This window comes from Salipaludibacillus keqinensis (assembly GCF_003226325.1).
In the GTDB taxonomy this organism is placed as follows: Bacteria; Bacillota; Bacilli; order Bacillales; family Salisediminibacteriaceae; genus Salipaludibacillus; species Salipaludibacillus keqinensis.
Genome location: NZ_PDOD01000001.1, coordinates 441,087 through 457,168 on the forward strand (window position 1 = coordinate 441,087; position 16,082 = coordinate 457,168).

The 16,082-nt window shown below is 38.9% G+C and carries 16 protein-coding genes; 12 read left to right on the plus strand and 4 right to left on the minus strand.

The window, feature by feature from the left end:
• The first annotated feature begins 1 nt into the window (after window position 1).
• Window positions 2-1,549: an acyl-CoA carboxylase subunit beta gene (locus tag CR194_RS02300; protein ID WP_110608016.1), complete on the plus strand. Its 1,548-nt coding sequence runs from the start codon at window positions 2-4 to the stop codon at window positions 1,547-1,549.
• A gap of 93 nt (window positions 1,550-1,642) precedes the next feature.
• The gene (locus CR194_RS02305) at window positions 1,643-2,761 is read left to right on the plus strand and encodes a M20/M25/M40 family metallo-hydrolase (RefSeq protein ID WP_110608017.1); all 1,119 of its coding nucleotides are present in this window, start codon (window positions 1,643-1,645) and stop codon (window positions 2,759-2,761) included.
• Between the two features lie 236 nt (window positions 2,762-2,997).
• Here the strand turns inward: CR194_RS02305 and CR194_RS02310 are convergent, their stop codons facing one another.
• A complete protein-coding gene (locus tag CR194_RS02310) occupies window positions 2,998-3,195 on the minus strand; it encodes a hypothetical protein (RefSeq protein ID WP_110608018.1) in 198 nt (65 codons plus the stop codon).
• A 204-nt stretch (window positions 3,196-3,399) separates the two neighbouring features.
• Here CR194_RS02310 and CR194_RS02315 point away from each other — a divergent pair, with 204 nt between their 5' ends.
• From CR194_RS02315 to CR194_RS02350, 8 genes are all read left to right on the plus strand, one after another.
• Entirely contained in the window at window positions 3,400-4,668 is a 1,269-nt protein-coding gene (locus CR194_RS02315; protein WP_110608019.1) for a DNA polymerase IV, read from the plus strand.
• Window positions 4,669-4,779: 111 nt separating this feature from the next.
• Window positions 4,780-7,194 carry a hypothetical protein gene (locus CR194_RS02320; RefSeq protein WP_110608020.1) on the plus strand — a complete coding sequence of 805 codons (2,415 nt, stop codon included), beginning with the start codon at window positions 4,780-4,782 and terminating at the stop codon, window positions 7,192-7,194.
• The gene (locus CR194_RS02325; protein WP_110608021.1) at window positions 7,191-7,490 is read left to right on the plus strand and encodes an EscU/YscU/HrcU family type III secretion system export apparatus switch protein; all 300 of its coding nucleotides are present in this window, start codon (window positions 7,191-7,193) and stop codon (window positions 7,488-7,490) included. Before CR194_RS02320 ends, CR194_RS02325 begins: the two co-directional genes overlap by 4 nt.
• Before the next feature lie 95 nt (window positions 7,491-7,585).
• A complete protein-coding gene (gene fliS, locus CR194_RS02330) occupies window positions 7,586-8,002 on the plus strand; it encodes a flagellar export chaperone FliS (RefSeq protein ID WP_110608022.1) in 417 nt (138 codons plus the stop codon).
• A 15-nt stretch (window positions 8,003-8,017) separates the two neighbouring features.
• The gene (locus tag CR194_RS02335; protein WP_110608023.1) at window positions 8,018-8,833 is read left to right on the plus strand and encodes a flagellin N-terminal helical domain-containing protein; all 816 of its coding nucleotides are present in this window, start codon (window positions 8,018-8,020) and stop codon (window positions 8,831-8,833) included.
• Between the two features lie 130 nt (window positions 8,834-8,963).
• The gene (locus CR194_RS02340; RefSeq protein WP_110608024.1) at window positions 8,964-9,404 is read left to right on the plus strand and encodes a YaaR family protein; all 441 of its coding nucleotides are present in this window, start codon (window positions 8,964-8,966) and stop codon (window positions 9,402-9,404) included.
• A gap of 186 nt (window positions 9,405-9,590) precedes the next feature.
• Window positions 9,591-11,051 (plus strand): sucrose phosphorylase, encoded by a 1,461-nt coding sequence (gene gtfA / locus CR194_RS02345; RefSeq protein ID WP_110608025.1) that lies wholly within the window; start codon window positions 9,591-9,593, stop codon window positions 11,049-11,051.
• A gap of 86 nt (window positions 11,052-11,137) precedes the next feature.
• On the plus strand, window positions 11,138-12,115 hold the full coding sequence (locus tag CR194_RS02350; protein ID WP_110608026.1) for a LacI family DNA-binding transcriptional regulator: 978 nt from the start codon (window positions 11,138-11,140) through the stop codon (window positions 12,113-12,115).
• Here CR194_RS02350 and CR194_RS02355 read toward each other — a convergent pair.
• Window positions 12,112-13,335 (minus strand): DUF4236 domain-containing protein, encoded by a 1,224-nt coding sequence (locus CR194_RS02355; RefSeq protein ID WP_110608027.1) that lies wholly within the window; start codon window positions 13,333-13,335, stop codon window positions 12,112-12,114. The two genes, CR194_RS02350 and CR194_RS02355, sit on opposite strands and share 4 nt — an antisense overlap.
• Window positions 13,336-13,434: 99 nt before the next feature.
• Between CR194_RS02355 and CR194_RS02360 the strand changes: the two genes are divergently transcribed.
• The gene (locus tag CR194_RS02360; RefSeq protein WP_110608028.1) at window positions 13,435-13,866 is read left to right on the plus strand and encodes an SRPBCC family protein; all 432 of its coding nucleotides are present in this window, start codon (window positions 13,435-13,437) and stop codon (window positions 13,864-13,866) included.
• 85 nt (window positions 13,867-13,951) lie between these two features.
• On the opposite strand, the gene namA is transcribed toward CR194_RS02360, so the two are convergent.
• Both namA and cbpB read right to left on the minus strand, forming a co-directional pair.
• Complete coding sequence (namA, locus tag CR194_RS02365) at window positions 13,952-14,968, minus strand: NADPH dehydrogenase NamA (RefSeq protein ID WP_110608029.1); 1,017 nt, start codon at window positions 14,966-14,968, stop codon at window positions 13,952-13,954.
• Between the two features lie 148 nt (window positions 14,969-15,116).
• Window positions 15,117-15,572 (minus strand): cyclic-di-AMP-binding protein CbpB, encoded by a 456-nt coding sequence (gene cbpB, locus CR194_RS02370; protein WP_110608030.1) that lies wholly within the window; start codon window positions 15,570-15,572, stop codon window positions 15,117-15,119.
• A 228-nt stretch (window positions 15,573-15,800) separates the two neighbouring features.
• On the opposite strand from cbpB, the gene CR194_RS02375 reads away from it, so the two are divergent.
• Window positions 15,801-16,040 carry a hypothetical protein gene (locus CR194_RS02375; RefSeq protein ID WP_110608031.1) on the plus strand — a complete coding sequence of 80 codons (240 nt, stop codon included), beginning with the start codon at window positions 15,801-15,803 and terminating at the stop codon, window positions 16,038-16,040.
• Window positions 16,041-16,082 lie beyond the last annotated feature (42 nt).

Below are 16,082 nucleotides of genomic sequence, written 5' to 3' on the forward strand. Positions count from 1 at the left end.
CGTGGATATGTACGATAAGATTAATGAGCTCTATGATCGTAGAAGAAAAATAGAAATGGGTGGCGGAGATCACCGAATAGATAAACAACACGATAAAGGGAAGTTAACAGCGAGAGAAAGGATTGATATTTTAGTAGATGAAGGAACGTTTGTTGAATTAAATGCCTTTATAGAACATAGGTTTGATGAACCGGGTATGACGAAAGGATCTGCCCCTGGTGAAGGAGTCGTAACAGGGTATGGAAAAGTGAATGGAAAAACTATTTTTCTGTTTGCGCAAGATTTCACGGTTTACGGAGGGGCGCTTGGAGAAATGCATGCAAAAAAAATCTCCTACGCAATGGACTTAGCTGTGAAAAACAAAGCGCCTTTCGTCGGGTTAAACGATTCAGGGGGAGCTAGAATTCAAGAAGGAGTGTTATCTCTAGACGGATACGGCCATGTATTTTATCGTAACGCCATTTATTCAGGGGTGATTCCTCAAATATCGGTGATTATGGGACCTTGTGCCGGTGGTGCAGTTTATTCGCCAGCTATTACTGACTTTGTCTTCATGGTTGAGAAAACAAGCCAAATGTTTATTACTGGACCGAAAGTAATAGAAACAGTTACAGGCGAATCTATATCATCTGAACAGCTTGGAGGTGCTTCCATACATAGTGCAAAGAGTGGGAATGCTCATTTCTCATGTGAATCTGAAGAGGAAGCTCTTGAGCAAGTTAGGCACTTACTGAGTTATTTACCGCAACATCAAGAGGAGACGCCGCCGAGGCACCCTGTAGAAAAACAAGATGATTTTCTTTACAATTTATTAGATCATATTCCCGTAGATCCAACTAGGCCTTATGATGTTCGAAAAGTAATTCAGCAAGTGTCTGATGAGGGAAGCTTTATGGAAGTTCATAAGAAGTTCGCAAAAAATGCTGTCGTTGGTTTCGCAAGGATCGATGGTTATTCTGTCGGGATTATTGCGAATCAGCCCAAGGTGATGGCTGGAGGATTAGACATTGATTCTTCTGATAAAATATCCCGCTTTATAAGGTTCTGTGACAGCTTCAACATTCCCTTAATTACATTTGAAGATGTAACAGGGTTTTTACCTGGTGTTCAACAAGAACATGGAGGAATTATTCGACACGGTGCGAAGATCTTATATGCTTATTCAGAGGCGACTGTGCCCAAAATTACCGTGATAACTCGAAAAGCATACGGCGGTGCTTATGTCGCCTTAAATAGTAAGGCAATTGGAGCCGATCTTGTTTTCGCATGGCCTAATGCTGAAATTGCTGTGATGGGTCCTCATGGTGCAGCCAATGTCATATTTGCTAGAGAAATAAACGAAAGTGAACACCCAGAAGAAACTAGGCAGGAGAAAATTGAGTTGTACCGTGAGAAATTTGCCAATCCTTATATAGCAGCTGCAAATGGAATGGTTGATGATGTGATTGATCCAAGGGAGACAAGAATAAAATTGATTCAAAGCTTGCATATGCTCTCAAAGAAAGAGGAACATCGTCCCGCTAAAAAACACGGCAACATTCCGTTATAATGTAAACATTTCAAAATAGGTCTGACTGGGACAAGGAGTAATTGTTTGCTACAATGATGAAGTATGAAAAATTGCAATGGAGGAACCGTCCACATGATAAATCAACAACGACTTATTGATGAGTTTATGGAATTAGCGAGAGTAGATTCAGAAACACGTTATGAACGAACGATCGCAGATGTATTAACGAAGAAATTTAAGGAATTAGGTGTTGAAGTAAAAGAAGACGAGAGTGCCAAAGTGACTGGCCATGGAGCGGGTAACTTAATCTGTACTCTCCAAGGAACATCTAAAACAGACCCGATTTACTTTACTTCTCATATGGATACCGTTGTTCCTGGTAAAGGAGTAAGCCCTTTTATAGAAGGGGGATACATAAAAACGGATGGATCTACGATTTTAGGTGCAGACGATAAAGCGGGTTTAGCCGCAATGTTTGAAGGCATAAAGGTTTTAAAGGAGCAAAAAATTGAACATGGAACGATTCAATTTGTCATCACAGCGGGGGAAGAGTCAGGCCTGGTAGGAGCAAAATCGCTCGATCCAAAAGATATCAAAGCTAAGTATGGATTTGCCCTCGATAGTGACGGAAAAGTAGGAAATATTATTGTAGCTGCTCCTAATCAATCCAAAGTTAGAGCGACTGTGTACGGTAAAACCGCCCACGCAGGTGTAGCACCTGAAAAAGGAGTCTCCGCCATAACCATTGCCTCAAAAGCGGTTGCAAACATGCCTTTAGGACGAATTGATGAAGAAACGACAGCTAATATTGGTCGTTTTGAGGGAGGCAGTCAAACGAACATTGTTTGCGATCGGGTTGATATTTTAGCAGAAGCTCGCTCGCTTATTCCTGAAAAGATGGAAGCACAGACAAAAGCTATGAAAGAAGCATTTGAGTCTGCCGCAACAGAAATGGGTGGATCTGTCGAGGTGGATATTCAAGTAGCGTACCCTGGATTTAAGCATGAAGATGGGGATCATCTTGTTGAAGTAGCGAAAGAAGCTGTCAAAGCGATTGGACGTGAGGTTACTCTTAAACAGAGTGGCGGAGGTAGTGACGCTAACATCATCGCAGGTCATGGAATACCTTCGATCAACTTAGGAGTAGGTTACGAAAATATTCACACTACAAACGAAAAGATTCCTGTAGAAGAATTAACAAAGACAGCAGAACTGGTCGTATCTATTATCAAACAAGCAGCCAAATCATAATATAAATAGACATTCTCACACCTTGCCTTAGGCAGGGTGTTTTCTATTAGTATCCAATTCAAAAGAAACCGCAGAATATATGGTTAAATACTGTAAAGCGGTCATAGTGGCATGGAAATACGTCGCTCATTTTTGATATTAAGTTTCAGTGGTCATCTCAACTTGATCAAAATTAATTATCAAAGCGATCATTTTTTATTTGTAGGATAGATATAAAAAAAGAACCTGTTCCCCGCTTATTGTAGCAAGGTTACAGGTTCAAAGGTTCCAAATTCTAATGATTCAAGGATCGATTCTTCAGAACAACCAATTTTATATGAAATTTGCTTAATCGTAGGTGAAGGCCATTCGTTTTTTGCATGGACTGTTAAAACTTCCTCAACTAAAAATAAAATAAAATGGTGGTTCTCTTCTTCTCGGACTAATTGCGTCATTATTTCGACCACCTTTCAACTTGATTACAGTATATTATAACATATTCAAAATTATTATGTTTTATTCACGCTGTGAAAAATTGTGAATTTTTGTTTAATTCCCCTTTATAAGATGGTTTTTTGTCGTTATGTAACTTTCATTGATTTTCAAGATAGAAACAGTCATTATTAATAGAAAGAGTTTTTCGTAAAGGGTGTCAAATCATGGGGAAAGCCCGAATATTATTTCATGTAGACATGAACAGTTTTTATGCATCGGTTGAGGCAGCCTATGAACCTGAGCTTCAAGGGAAGCCCCTTGCTATTGCTGGAAATGCAAAAGAGAGACGAGGAATCGTTGTGACTGCTAGCTATGAAGCACGGGCAAGAGGAGTTAAACCACCTATGCCATTGTGGGAAGCAATGAAAGCCTGCCCCGAGTTAGTGGTTCGTCAGCCTAATTTTGACAGGTACCGTTTAGCTTCTACGCAAATGTTTCAACTATTGTATGAATACACCCCTTTAGTTGAGCCTGTTTCTATAGATGAAGGATATATGGATGTGACAGATGCCACTTCACAGATGTCGCCTATAGAGATGGCCCGTGAGATTCAAAAACGAATTAAAAGAGAGCTGAACCTCCCCTCGAGTATCGGAATCGCACCAAATAAATTCTTGGCTAAAATGGCCAGTGATATGAAAAAGCCGATGGGGATTACTGTCTTAAGGAAAAGAGAAATAGCTGATAAACTTTGGCCAATGAATTCGATAGAAATGCACGGGATCGGCGGAAAAACTGCAGATAAACTTGAAAAAATGGGCATCAAAACAATCGGTGATGTAGCAAACGCATCGAAAGATTTATTACACCGTAAACTGGGTGTAGGAGGACTGAAAATTCATGAGCGGGCAAACGGGATTGATTTACGCATGGTAGACCCTGATGCTGTTAACGAATTTAAAAGTATTGGAAACTCCACAACATTGCCTGAGGATACAACCGATGCAGTGAAAGTTCGTAAAATAATCACCAACTTAAGCGATTCAGTTGGACGAAGACTTCGGCGCAAAGATGTGTATGCAGGTAATATCCAGTTGACTATCCGATATCATGATCGAAAGACAGTGACTAGATCAAGCAAATTGTCTCATCCTGTATTTACTCATGAAGATATCTTAGCAGCAGCTTGGCGGCTATGGGAAAAGTATTGGAATGGAGACCCTGTTCGCTTACTGGGAGTCACCGGCATGGATTTAGTTGAAAAAGGGACGGCTTATAAGCAACTTGATTTATTCGCTTATGAAAAAGATGACAAAGAACACCGATTAAGTGGCGTTGTTGACGATTTGCGTAATAAGTATGGCGAGAATGCTTTACTTAAAGGAACACAGGCAGGGAACTCAGATCGAAGTGATGAACTAAGGGACAAGCAGAGACGAGGCACCAGTCTGGAGAAAGATTTTCTTAGAGATGAATTATTTAGAAAAAAGTAGCAGAGGCTGCTTTTTTTATTTGTATATAAAGAAGTAAGTTAAATCTCTCAACAATGCGTCTCATGATGCCGATAAAGAACATGAACGTAACAATGGGAGGAGACTTTACCCATGGAGATCCAAGGACAGCAATTGAACGTACAAAACAGATCCAATGATCGTCATTTACAATTAAGAGAGGGCGAAGTATATAAAGCAAAAGTTGAATCCAGAATATCTGATCGAGAAGTAATTCTTTCCATTCGCGGACAAGAAGTCAAAGCGAAATTTGATGGGAAAGTTCCTGACAGAGAACGGATCCAAATCGAAGTGCAGGAACGGAAAGGAGATGGAATTCGCGTCCGTGAAGTTAAAGGCGACAACCAACAATCTCAACAGAGGGGTAGCGAAACTACCGGGAGAAATTCTCACTCAGCAGAACGGGTACTACGTGAGCTAGGCCATCGAGAGCCAAGCCGGGAACTTATTCAACATTCGCAACGAATGATCGATAGAGGGGTGCCATTAACAAGAGAAACGGCTAACGACTTAAATCGGTATATAGAGTCTGGAAGAGGAACAGAACGTCAGCGGGCTCAGACAGTTCAAATGATGGCGCAAAAACGATTAGAGCCAAGTTCAGTACAACTAAGAGCGGTGCATGAAGCATTGCATGGGCGTGGAACAAGCGACCAAATAAAAGAAATAACCAATCTTTCAAGATCAGCTTCCGTTTCAAATAATAATCATCATTCAAGACAAGATGTCCGTTCAGAAATCATTCGTGCCATCGATCAAGTCCGTCATAGTCTGCAATCTGGTCAAAATGTCAGGCGGTCTATAGAGCAGTTGCAACAAGTAGCCCAAAGAAGTGGCGATGAAACTCTTCGCCAACAAGTGAATCAAGCGTTAAGAGAAATGATACAAACGCAAGCAAGTCATGGAAGAGTGGCTGCAGCTGAAAAATTAATGCATATGACACAGCAATTCCATCAACAAAGTAACTCCACAATAAAATCTTCATTCGTCTCTACTAATGATACTAATGTGGCACAAAGGGGACAACAGGCATCTGGACTTTCGGCCACAGTTCTGTCTAATTGGTCAAACATGGTGCAAAATGAACCAAATCTCTCCTCTTCAATTGATACTATTCGTACTGAACTTTCTCAATTGAATCTGAAGAATGGTGTGATTCAGCAGTTAAACGAACGGATAGAGGAGTCATTGAACCGTTTGGACACAGGAAGAGAATTAAAAGCAAGACAAGTGTTGCTAAACGCTTTTAGTCAGCTAGAACAAGTGGTATCGAGAGATCAGCTGGCGACTCCACTTCTGGAATCAAGAAGTGAAATGCAGCAGTACGTGAGAAATGAAGTCATTCAAACTTCAGGGATGTCTGCAAAAAATGTTCTCATCACAGAGGTTACTGAAAGACTAGCCCAGGCAACTGATCAATTCAAATCATTTCAACGAGAGACATCAAAACAATTAACTCGCATAGATACAATGATTCAGCAGTTTCGTAATCAGGCAGTACAGCAAACAAAGCCAATGCTTGAGAATGTCATCAAACAAATGGATAGAATAATTATGAAGAGTAATTGGATGTTATTTGCAGATATGAAAACAGAGCGAAAGATGTTAGGAGCCAGTAGTCAATTGGCTGAGGCAAAAAAATTATTAGACAATGGAAAATATCAGGAAGCCCGTCAAATCGTTAGAGAAGTACAACAGACGATAGACCGGATTCAATTCAAGCCATCTAATCAAAGGGTGCAACACTTCCTATCGCAGGAACAGGAGTGGAGACAACCGAAACCCCAGGTTCATAGGCTGTCCCATCAATTTGATCACACAGCCCGATCGATGGTGAATCATGAAGGTTCTCCCCGTCAAGTTTTTGAAGGAATAAGAGGAATGGGACTAACACGAGAATCAGAATTGGCTCAGATGATTGCCTCCGGGAAAGACCTAAGTCAGCAAGAGCAACAGCAAAGAAATATAAAGTCTATTCTCATGAACCTAGCTCGAGGCGGCGATGATGAGGGAAACAGGCAACAGCAACAAGCTCAACAAGCACTTCAAAATTTAACCGGTCAACAACTCCTTAGCCGGACAGAACCTCAGCAAAACCAGCAAATGATGCAATTTCAAATTCCTGTGATGTTAAAAGGTGAAACGGAGAATTTACAGGTATATCTAAGTTCTAGAAACGAAGGACAGCAAATTGATTGGGAAAATTGCAATTTATACTTCTATATCGACACTAAAAAATTAGGCCCATTAGGGATCGCGTTAAATGTAGTTGAACGATCCTTAAGTGTCACATTGAAAAATGACACTCCTCAATTTTCAAACAAAATAGAGCCTTTAACAGAAAAATACTTGGATAATCTAAACGAAGTAGGATTTAATATCAGGGGAATACAAATTGCGCCGATGACACCTTCAGAAAAACCGATAGCGAACGAGAACCCTGATTCAAAAGCAGTAGAATCAATTGTTCCGATCATGACAGATGAAGGGTTTGACTATAAAATATGATGATTTCTAAACATTTTAATCAAATGAACAGACGGAAAATAAATGGACCTTCAGCGGCTGTTATTCGTTACGATGACACAACCGGAGAAGAACCTAAAGTTGTGGCCCAAGGGAAGGGTTATGTCGCCGAAAAGATCCTAGAGTTAGCGAAAGAAAATAACATTCATATGGAAGAGGATGCTGGATTACTTGAGAATCTGTTAGATATGGATCTAGGAGATGATATTCCTCCACAACTGTACGCTGTTATTGCCGAAATGTTGTTATTAATTGAGGAAATGGAAAGAAGTTATTAACATCTCCAGCCTGATTGCCGATAAAACAAGTAGAAACAACAATGTAATATGAAAACATTAAGGAATATGACATGTTTTCACTGGAGGTGGAAGAAATGATCTCAAATGAAGCGCTACATAAAAAAACTGCTCAAGAAATTACAGCACTTTTATATGAAGCTTGTCTCGATCATCTAGAAGAGGCTAAAATGGCCATCAATGAACTTAATCACACTGTAGCTAATGAAAAACTCCAAAAATCCAGTGATATATTATACCGATTAGGTGCGGGGTTAAATTATGAGGCAGGGATCGTCGCTGACCAGCTCGATTCGCTATATAATTATTTAGCTGACCGAATTGTGCAGGCTAATTACAAAAAAGACCCAGCGATCATCGATGAAGTCGTGAACCATATAAGTATCATTTATGCTGCGTGGTCGGACGCTATGAAGAAAAACGTGGATCAAGAGCAAAAAATGTTGAAATTAAAAAAGAATGCGTACGAAAAAAATCAAATGTTCGAACATTAAAAGGGGTGCTATAACTTGAAGATCAATAACAACATTCAAGCGTTAAATGCTTACCGTAATTTAAATCAAAATCAATTTCAAACCTCAAAAAATCTAGAAAAATTATCTTCTGGACTACGGATTAACCGTGCTGCGGACGATGCAGCGGGACTTGCTATCTCAGAAAAAATGAGGTCACAAATCCGTGGACTTAAGCAGGCGGAACGAAACGCAATGGACGGAATATCACTTATTCAAACTGCAGAAGGTGCCCTTACAGAAGTACATTCTATGTTGCAAAGAATGCGTGAGTTAGCTGTACAGGCTTCTAATGATACAAATACAGAAGAGGATCGACAACAAGTTCAAAAAGAGATCGATGCGTTAATAGAGGAGATCGATCAAATTGCAGAACGAACGGAATTTAACACGAAGAAACTATTAAATGGTGAGAATGATGACGGCTTCTCCTTTCAAATTGGTGCCAATGCAGAACAAAATGTTAAAGTAGATATTCCGGAAATGGATACTGACGAGTTAGGAATAAATGATATAGATGTAGAAACTCAGGCAGGTGCGAATAATGCAATAACAAGTCTTGATGAAGCGATTAAAAAAGTATCTGACGCTCGTTCAGAATTAGGAGCTATGCAAAACCGCATGGAACATACGATCAACAATCTTCAAGTAACGCACGAAAACTTAACGAGTGCGGAGTCTCGAATTCGTGATGCTGATATGGCCCTTGAGATGACTGAATTTACCCGAAATAACATTTTAAATCAGTCAGCAACAGCGATGCTTGCTCAGGCAAACCAGCTTCCGCAAGGAGTTCTTCAGCTCCTTCAATAAAAGCAGAGAAGCCGCTTTAAGCGGCTTTTTCTTATGATCGGTTGAGAATAAAAAAGAATTTCTTACCTTTCATTCCAAAGGTAATTTCACTATAATGAATAGAGGATTGGTAAGAAAAGGGGAAATGACTATGGACGTTCATAAAGTTGGTAGAGCTGGGTTAAATAATTTAAATCAGAAAAAACAAACTGGTACCGAAGCTAAAGTGTCATTCCAGGAAATCATGCAACGGGGAAGGGATAACTCTCAATACGAAAAGCTTGGCCAGTTGTTGCAAAAGATTGATGATCAAGGAAAGACTTTATCTGAATCACGTACGGTAGATGAACTTCGCAGATACAAAGAACTTGTCAAAGAGTTCATGGATGACGCGGTTAAACTTGGACTAAGCCTTGAAGAAAGAAAAGGATTTAACCGGCGTGGACGAACGAAAGTATATAAAATTGTCCATGAAGTGGATCGGAAACTTTTAGATTTAACAGATGCAGTACTTAAAGAGCAAAAGAAAGGGTTGGATATTCTCAATATGGTTGGGGAAATTCGCGGATTGCTCGTCAATATTTATGCATGATCGACCTCACAGGGTAATTTGCCTTGTGGGGTTTTTAGTATGATTGCAGATTTAAGAAATAAAAAGACTGGAAAAAATTATATGTTAAACGATTGACATAAAATAAAACACATCTTATACTTATGTCATATTATGAGAACGTTATCATAACTAGATAGTTTCAATAAATGAGGGGGAAATTACTATATGACTATTAAAAATCAAGTTATGCTGATTACATATGCTGATAGCATGGGGAAGAATTTACAAGAGTTAAACGATGTTCTGACGAAACACTTTCGAGATACGATTGGTGGGGTTCACCTTTTGCCTTTCTATCCATCGTCTGCCGATCGCGGATTTGCACCAATGACTTACAAGGAAGTTGATGAACCATTTGGAACGTGGGAGGATATTCAGGCGTTATCAAACAACTTCTATCTTATGTTCGATTTTATGGTGAATCATATATCAAAAAGCTCAGAATACTTTCAAGATTTCGTTGAAAAGAAAGATGAATCAGATTATGCTAAGTTATTTATTCAATATAAAGACTTTTGGCCGAACGGGGAGCCAACTCAAGAAGATATAGATAAAATTTATAAAAGAAAGCCGAGAGCGCCCTATATTGATGTGACATTTAACGATGGATCGAAAGAAAAAATTTGGTGTACGTTTGATGAAGAACAAATAGATCTGAATGTTTATCATGAACGAACGAAGCGGTTCATCCAAGATAATTTGCAGTATTTATCCAAAAAAGGAGCCTCTATTATCCGATTAGATGCTTTCGCATACGCTACGAAACAACCTGGGACCAATTGCTTCTTTATTGAACCTGATACGTGGGAAATGCTTGATGAAATCAAAGAGATATTAGACCCACACGGTGTAGAGATTCTCCCTGAGATTCATGAGCATTATTCGATTCAGTTAAAGCTTGCTGAGCGTGGATATTGGGTATATGATTTTGCTTTACCAATGCTTGTGCTCCATGCTCTATACAGTGGACGATCTGACCGACTATCCCACTGGTTGAAAACTTGCCCAAAAAAGCAGTTTACAACTCTTGATACTCACGATGGCATTGGTGTAGTCGATGTGGTTGATCTACTGAGCAGCGAAGAAATGGAAGAAACACGAGATGATCTTTTTACAAAAGGTGCGAACGTAAAACGCGTTTACAATACGATGGAATATAACAATTTAGATATTTATCAATTAAACTGTACGTACTATTCAGCTCTAGGGAACAGAGATGATGCTTATATTTTGGCTCGGGCGATCCAATTTTTCACTCCAGGTATTCCTCAAGTATATTATGTCGGTCTCCTAGCTGGAGAAAATGATATTGAGCTTCTTGAGAAGACGAAAGTAGGACGTAACATTAATCGTCATTATTATACAAAAGAGGAAATCGATGAAAATATGACACGACCAATTATGACACATCTTTCGAATTTGATGAGGTTTAGAAATAACTATCCCGCTTTTGATGGGGAGATCGAAGTGATCGAGAATGAAAATTCCTCTGTTATGGAAATTATCAGGACCCATGGGAACTATCAGGCGGTTTTAACAGCCAACCTTAAAACGTATGCCTACGAAATCATTTATAAAGATCTAGAAACAGGTGAAATGAGAAACTTAGAAAACATATCAAAGTAATGAAAACTCGCACCTCCTTTACCATAAAGGCAGGTGCGTTTTCTAGAGCGGATGAATAAAGTAAGAGATGAAGAGAGGGAAATGTTGTGCCGACGATAAAAGATATAGCTAAAATAGCAGGAACATCGGTGACAAGTGTTTCGAGAGTGTTAAATAACCGAGGGTATTTAAGTGAAGAGCTAAAGAGTAAAGTTTTTCAAGCTATGGAAGAACTGAATTATCAACCAAATGAAGTAGCACGTTCGCTGCAAAAAAAACAATCTCAAATTATTGGACTAATTGTTCCTGATGTGGCGCACCCTTTTTTTGGAGAGTTGACTGCAGCGATTGAAACGTATGCATTTAGCCAAGGATATAAATTACTAGTATGCAATTCAAAGCTCGATTCGGCGAAAGAAATAGAGTATCTCCATATGCTTAGAGCAAGCCAAGTGGATGGAATAATTATGGGCAGCCATACCATGGATGTGAAGGAATACCTTCTAGTAAAACAACCTCTCGTTACAATCGATCGGAAAATCTCAGATGATATTCCATACATTTGTTCGGACAATTATCTTGGAGGAGGATTGGCTGCTAATGAACTAGTCGAGAAAGGGTGCCTACGCCTTGCTTATATTGGAGGAAATACAGAGTTGGATCTTCTTGCCAAAAAAAGGTATGACGGCTTTCGCGATGTTCTTGCAAAAAAAGATGTCTGGCATACATGTATGCAGACGAACACAAATGGATTTGACCTTAATGAATATAAGCAATTAGCCGAAAATCTATTTTCTACTTATTCAGAAATTGATGGTGTTTTTGCCAGCAGTGACCTCATTGCCGCCTTCATTTTGAAAGAGTGTCATCGTCTGAATAAACTCGTTCCTAACCATGTGAAAATTATAGGGTATGATGATGTGAATATGAGTAGCATAGTCACACCAGAGCTAACCACCGTTCGGCAGCCGATTTCACTGTTGGCACAAAAGTCAGTGGAGCTAATTATTGACCAAGTGAAAGAGAAAGAGATTTCAAAGGAAACCATTTTTCCTGTTAGCTTAGTTAAACGACAGACAACTTAATGATAAGGAATGATTTCTTTAAAAATATAGGTTTTCGTCACATTTATATTGGGTTGAAAATGATGAAAAGCTTCTATAGGATGAACATTCTTCATATTTAGTGAATACAACGTTTCACGATCAATCATTACACTATATATATACTGATCTTCTTCGTGTCCTGTAGAACGATTGACTACTTGGTTGTAGCCGGAAAGAGTAACGGATTGCAGGGTCGGTAAATAACAAAAGAAGAAACTAGCTAAATAAAGAGCACTGCCCCCAACCATCAAAGCATAGTGTTCCCGGTGGTCCCGTTGCGTTTTGTTTACAATTTTTAACCTGCCTGATTTCAACAGGGTGGCTTTTGTTATGGGTACTTCCTCTGGCTTTGGGAGATCTAGATCTACATACAAATTGGTTTCAGACTGAAACTTAAAGTCCAAATCTGTTTCCAAAGGGAAATCCAATTCTTCTAAGAAGAGACTGATCCATTTCTCCATTGCGTCGGTATTACCGTCTTTAACTTGGAGTGCCAGTTGTTTACGGTATTCTGTTTCTTCTAGGAGAGCCTGTATTTCTTCATTGTAAAGGACGTTTTCCTCATTAAACTGTTCGTTAGATTTCGATTCGACTGTTTGATTAAAATTCTTTCTATTTTTAGGTAACCATAGCTTTAATTTTTCTAAAAGAGACAGATTTGCTTTGTAATTTTGCTGAAGACGGAGATAGATTCTCTCCTTATCTGGTTTTTCAATAGCCACTTGCTGAATATCTTCAGCTGCTTTAGCTAAAGACGTACTAGGTTTGAAAAGGTGGTGGTGAAGGACTAAAAGCCTGTCTGTTTTTGAATTGATTTCAGAAGCTTTTTCCCGATAGATATTAGATAGATCGTTCTTATAGTGTTTGCGCACTTGTTTTTCTTCATGCTCTGTAAGTGCATGTCCACCGTTCTTTTCAAACCTTACATCTTGAAGACTGTCATCCCAAATAACTTCCACATTTTGCTGCATGTCTTTATTAGTCGGAGTTGAACGATTTGTGGAACGATCACCCTTTTTATTCAATTTCGTTCGATATGATAAACCGGTTCCAGGAATTCCAGTGTTTCCGTATAAGCCTCTCTTGCCGGCTGTAAGAGAGGCACCTTGAGGTCCTACTGAAGTACTTACTCCTCGTTTACTAAAGTTAATTCGGACACCTGGAGCAATTCTTACCCTTTTTTGAAAGCGAAAACTCATTCATTATCCCTCATTTATCATTATTGTAAGCTTCATTTATTGTAAGATGACTCCCTTCATTCTAAAATAGAAGGAATTAGATGGAAAGGGTGATGTACTATGTTCAGAGGAACGTTTTATTACAAAACTCAACTCCCCCAGACGATGGAAACGGTTTGGTCTTTTTTTCAAACGAATGAGAATTTGGCTAAAATTACAGGATTTCCTAAAATAGAAATTTTAGGTGATAAAGATGTGTTTGAAGGATCGAACGTGCATTTGAAATTAAATTTTTTCATTATAAAATTAACGTGGCAAGGGGAAATTACAAAAGTAGTTCATGAGGCGTATTTCATTGATAAAGGAGTGAAACTTCCATTTCCATTTAAGTCATGGGAGCATGTTCATGCGTTCAAAAAAATAAATGACAATGAGACAAGAATGATCGATAAGGTCGAATATGAATCTTTTTTTCCTCCTTTTTTAATTAACATCATGCTTAAAGGGATGTTTACGGATCGAAAAAGGCAATTAAAGAAAAAATTTGCATAACTTAGAACCCCGGCTAATATATGATTAGCCGGGGTTGTTTCAAGACTGGATGTTCATTTTTCACGTGGCTTTCAATAGAACACTGCTACCATGATCGGTCGTACTGAACGGGTGGTTCAATGTCTTCGCCTAATTCTTTAGCGGCTGTTCTTGCCCAGTAGGGATCTCGAAGCAACTCTCTTGCTACGAATATCAAGTCGGCACGATTGTTTTGCAGGATTTCTTCGGCCTGTAACCCGGAAGTGATCATCCCAACTGCGCCAGTATCAATGTCAGCTTCACGCTTGATCGTTTCAGCATGGGTTAGCTGGTAACCAGGATAAACTTGAATGGGCGTCCGAATAATTCCCCCCGTACTGCAATCAATTAATTGGACACCCAGCTTCTTCATTTCTTTAGCATAATAAACGAAATCCTCCATTTGATTGCCCTCAGGAGAGTATTCATCAGCAGAAATCCTCACGAAGATCGGGCCATCCCATTCTTCTCCTACGGCTTCTAAAACTTCCTGTAAGAAACGAAAACGGTTCTCTTTAGTTCCTCCATAGGAATCTGTTCGCTTATTAGATAATGGAGACAAAAATTGGCTGATTAAATATCCATGAGCACCATGAATTTCGATAATATCAAATCCAGCTTCCTTCGCACGGCTAGCTCCATCTTTAAAGGCTTTGATCGTTTCCCTAATACTTATGTCAGTCATTTCTTTCGGGACTTTCATTTCACGGTCGAAAGGGACAGGGGAAGGAGCAATAATTTCTCCATCATAAATGGCTTTTCGGCCAGCGTGTCCCAATTGTATTGCCGTCTTTGCCCCATGCACTTTGATACCATCAACGAGTTTCTTCAATCCCGTCACATGATCATCACTCCATATGCCTAAATCTTTTGGAGAAATTTGACCTTGTTTTGTAACTGTCGTAGCCTCTAGCATGATGAGACCTACTTGCCCGACCGCTCGGCTAATGTAGTGAGTATAATGCCAGTCGTGAACTTTACCGTCTTCATTTTCTGCAGAATACATGCACATAGGAGACATAGTAATCCGATTTTTAATCGTTACACCTTTTACTTTATATGGTGAAAATAGCATTGCTGTCATATTAAGGACCCCTTTAAACTAAAATGTTTTGACAATTTCTTTATTACTCTATCACATGAAAGATCATTTGTCAGAAAGGAAGGCGTAGCTCTAAATTGATCAATAAAAAGAACGTCAGTTTTAACCGACGTTCAAGTTAGTTATGAAATTAAGAACGATCCTGTTTTCTTTGCTCATGTAAAAAACCATTTAAATAAGCAAGGATCTTACTTCTAGGAATAATTCCAAGAAATGCTCCTCGATTATCTTGTACACAAACAAAGGGATGATTAATAGATAAAGAAATTACTTTTTCGAAGGGGATTTCATCGCTTACACAGGCGATGTCATTAGTCATGACTTCTTTAACTTGCCAATGACTAAGTTTCTCTGGTTCGATCCGTTCAATTCCTAGAATGGAGTCAAGAATTTGCGCTTTACTGATTAATCCCTGAAGTTTATAGGAGTGATCAAGCACGGGAATAGCTGTATATCCTGACTTAACTAAGACAAGTAACGCGTGTTCTAAGTTGTTATCAGGTTGAACGTGAGCCACTTCATCGGATGGAATAATAAAAGAAGTAATAGAACGATTCAACACATCGTCATCTTTTAATTTAAGCATTATTATGCACACTTTCTGTTTTAGATTTTAACTTTATTCAAATACCACTTTTCACAACAAATCAAACCAACATATACCTTACTATTAATGGTAGCTAGTTATAAGTAAAAAGTCAACTAAAATGAAAACGCTTTCATTCCATGTTATGTCATTTCTTCTTTTATAGTGTCTGGATTTTGTTTAAGTTAGCAATAGAAAAGCCATAATGAAAAAAAGGAGGCAAAGGGTATGCATAGTAAACAAACGGTTCGTTATATCTGTAAGAAATATTTATCTGGAAATTGTTATTACTTCAAACAGGAAATTATTGCGTTCGACTCATGGGAAGATCTGGATTCATTATACTGGGGAGCAGAGCGTCCAATCACAGAGAAAACTTTCTGGATGCGAAAAAAACAAGGATACAAGTGTAAAATTGAAAAAATCAAGCAAAGTCCTGCGTTAGTGATCCCCTTTGCAAAAGGGTGAAACAATGAATACTTAGGAAAGCTTCGTAAACAAATAAAGATG

Bases quoted from the DNA above. Each gene is read 5' to 3' on its own strand.
- gtfA (WP_110608025.1), top strand. From the start codon at position 9,591: ATGACTATTAAAAATCAAGTTATGCTGATTACATATGCTGATAGCATG.
- CR194_RS02305 (WP_110608017.1), top strand. From the start codon at position 1,643: ATGATAAATCAACAACGACTTATTGATGAGTTTATGGAATTAGCGAGA.
- cbpB (WP_110608030.1), bottom strand. From the start codon at position 15,572: ATGCTTAAATTAAAAGATGACGATGTGTTGAATCGTTCTATTACTTCT.
- CR194_RS02340 (WP_110608024.1), top strand. From the start codon at position 8,964: ATGGACGTTCATAAAGTTGGTAGAGCTGGGTTAAATAATTTAAATCAG.
- CR194_RS02360 (WP_110608028.1), top strand. From the start codon at position 13,435: ATGTTCAGAGGAACGTTTTATTACAAAACTCAACTCCCCCAGACGATG.
- fliS (WP_110608022.1), top strand. From the start codon at position 7,586: ATGATCTCAAATGAAGCGCTACATAAAAAAACTGCTCAAGAAATTACA.
- CR194_RS02320 (WP_110608020.1), top strand. From the start codon at position 4,780: ATGGAGATCCAAGGACAGCAATTGAACGTACAAAACAGATCCAATGAT.
- CR194_RS02325 (WP_110608021.1), top strand. From the start codon at position 7,191: ATGATGATTTCTAAACATTTTAATCAAATGAACAGACGGAAAATAAAT.
- CR194_RS02310 (WP_110608018.1), bottom strand. From the start codon at position 3,195: ATGACGCAATTAGTCCGAGAAGAAGAGAACCACCATTTTATTTTATTT.
- CR194_RS02315 (WP_110608019.1), top strand. From the start codon at position 3,400: ATGGGGAAAGCCCGAATATTATTTCATGTAGACATGAACAGTTTTTAT.
- namA (WP_110608029.1), bottom strand. From the start codon at position 14,968: ATGACAGCAATGCTATTTTCACCATATAAAGTAAAAGGTGTAACGATT.
- CR194_RS02355 (WP_110608027.1), bottom strand. From the start codon at position 13,335: ATGAGTTTTCGCTTTCAAAAAAGGGTAAGAATTGCTCCAGGTGTCCGA.
- CR194_RS02375 (WP_110608031.1), top strand. From the start codon at position 15,801: ATGCATAGTAAACAAACGGTTCGTTATATCTGTAAGAAATATTTATCT.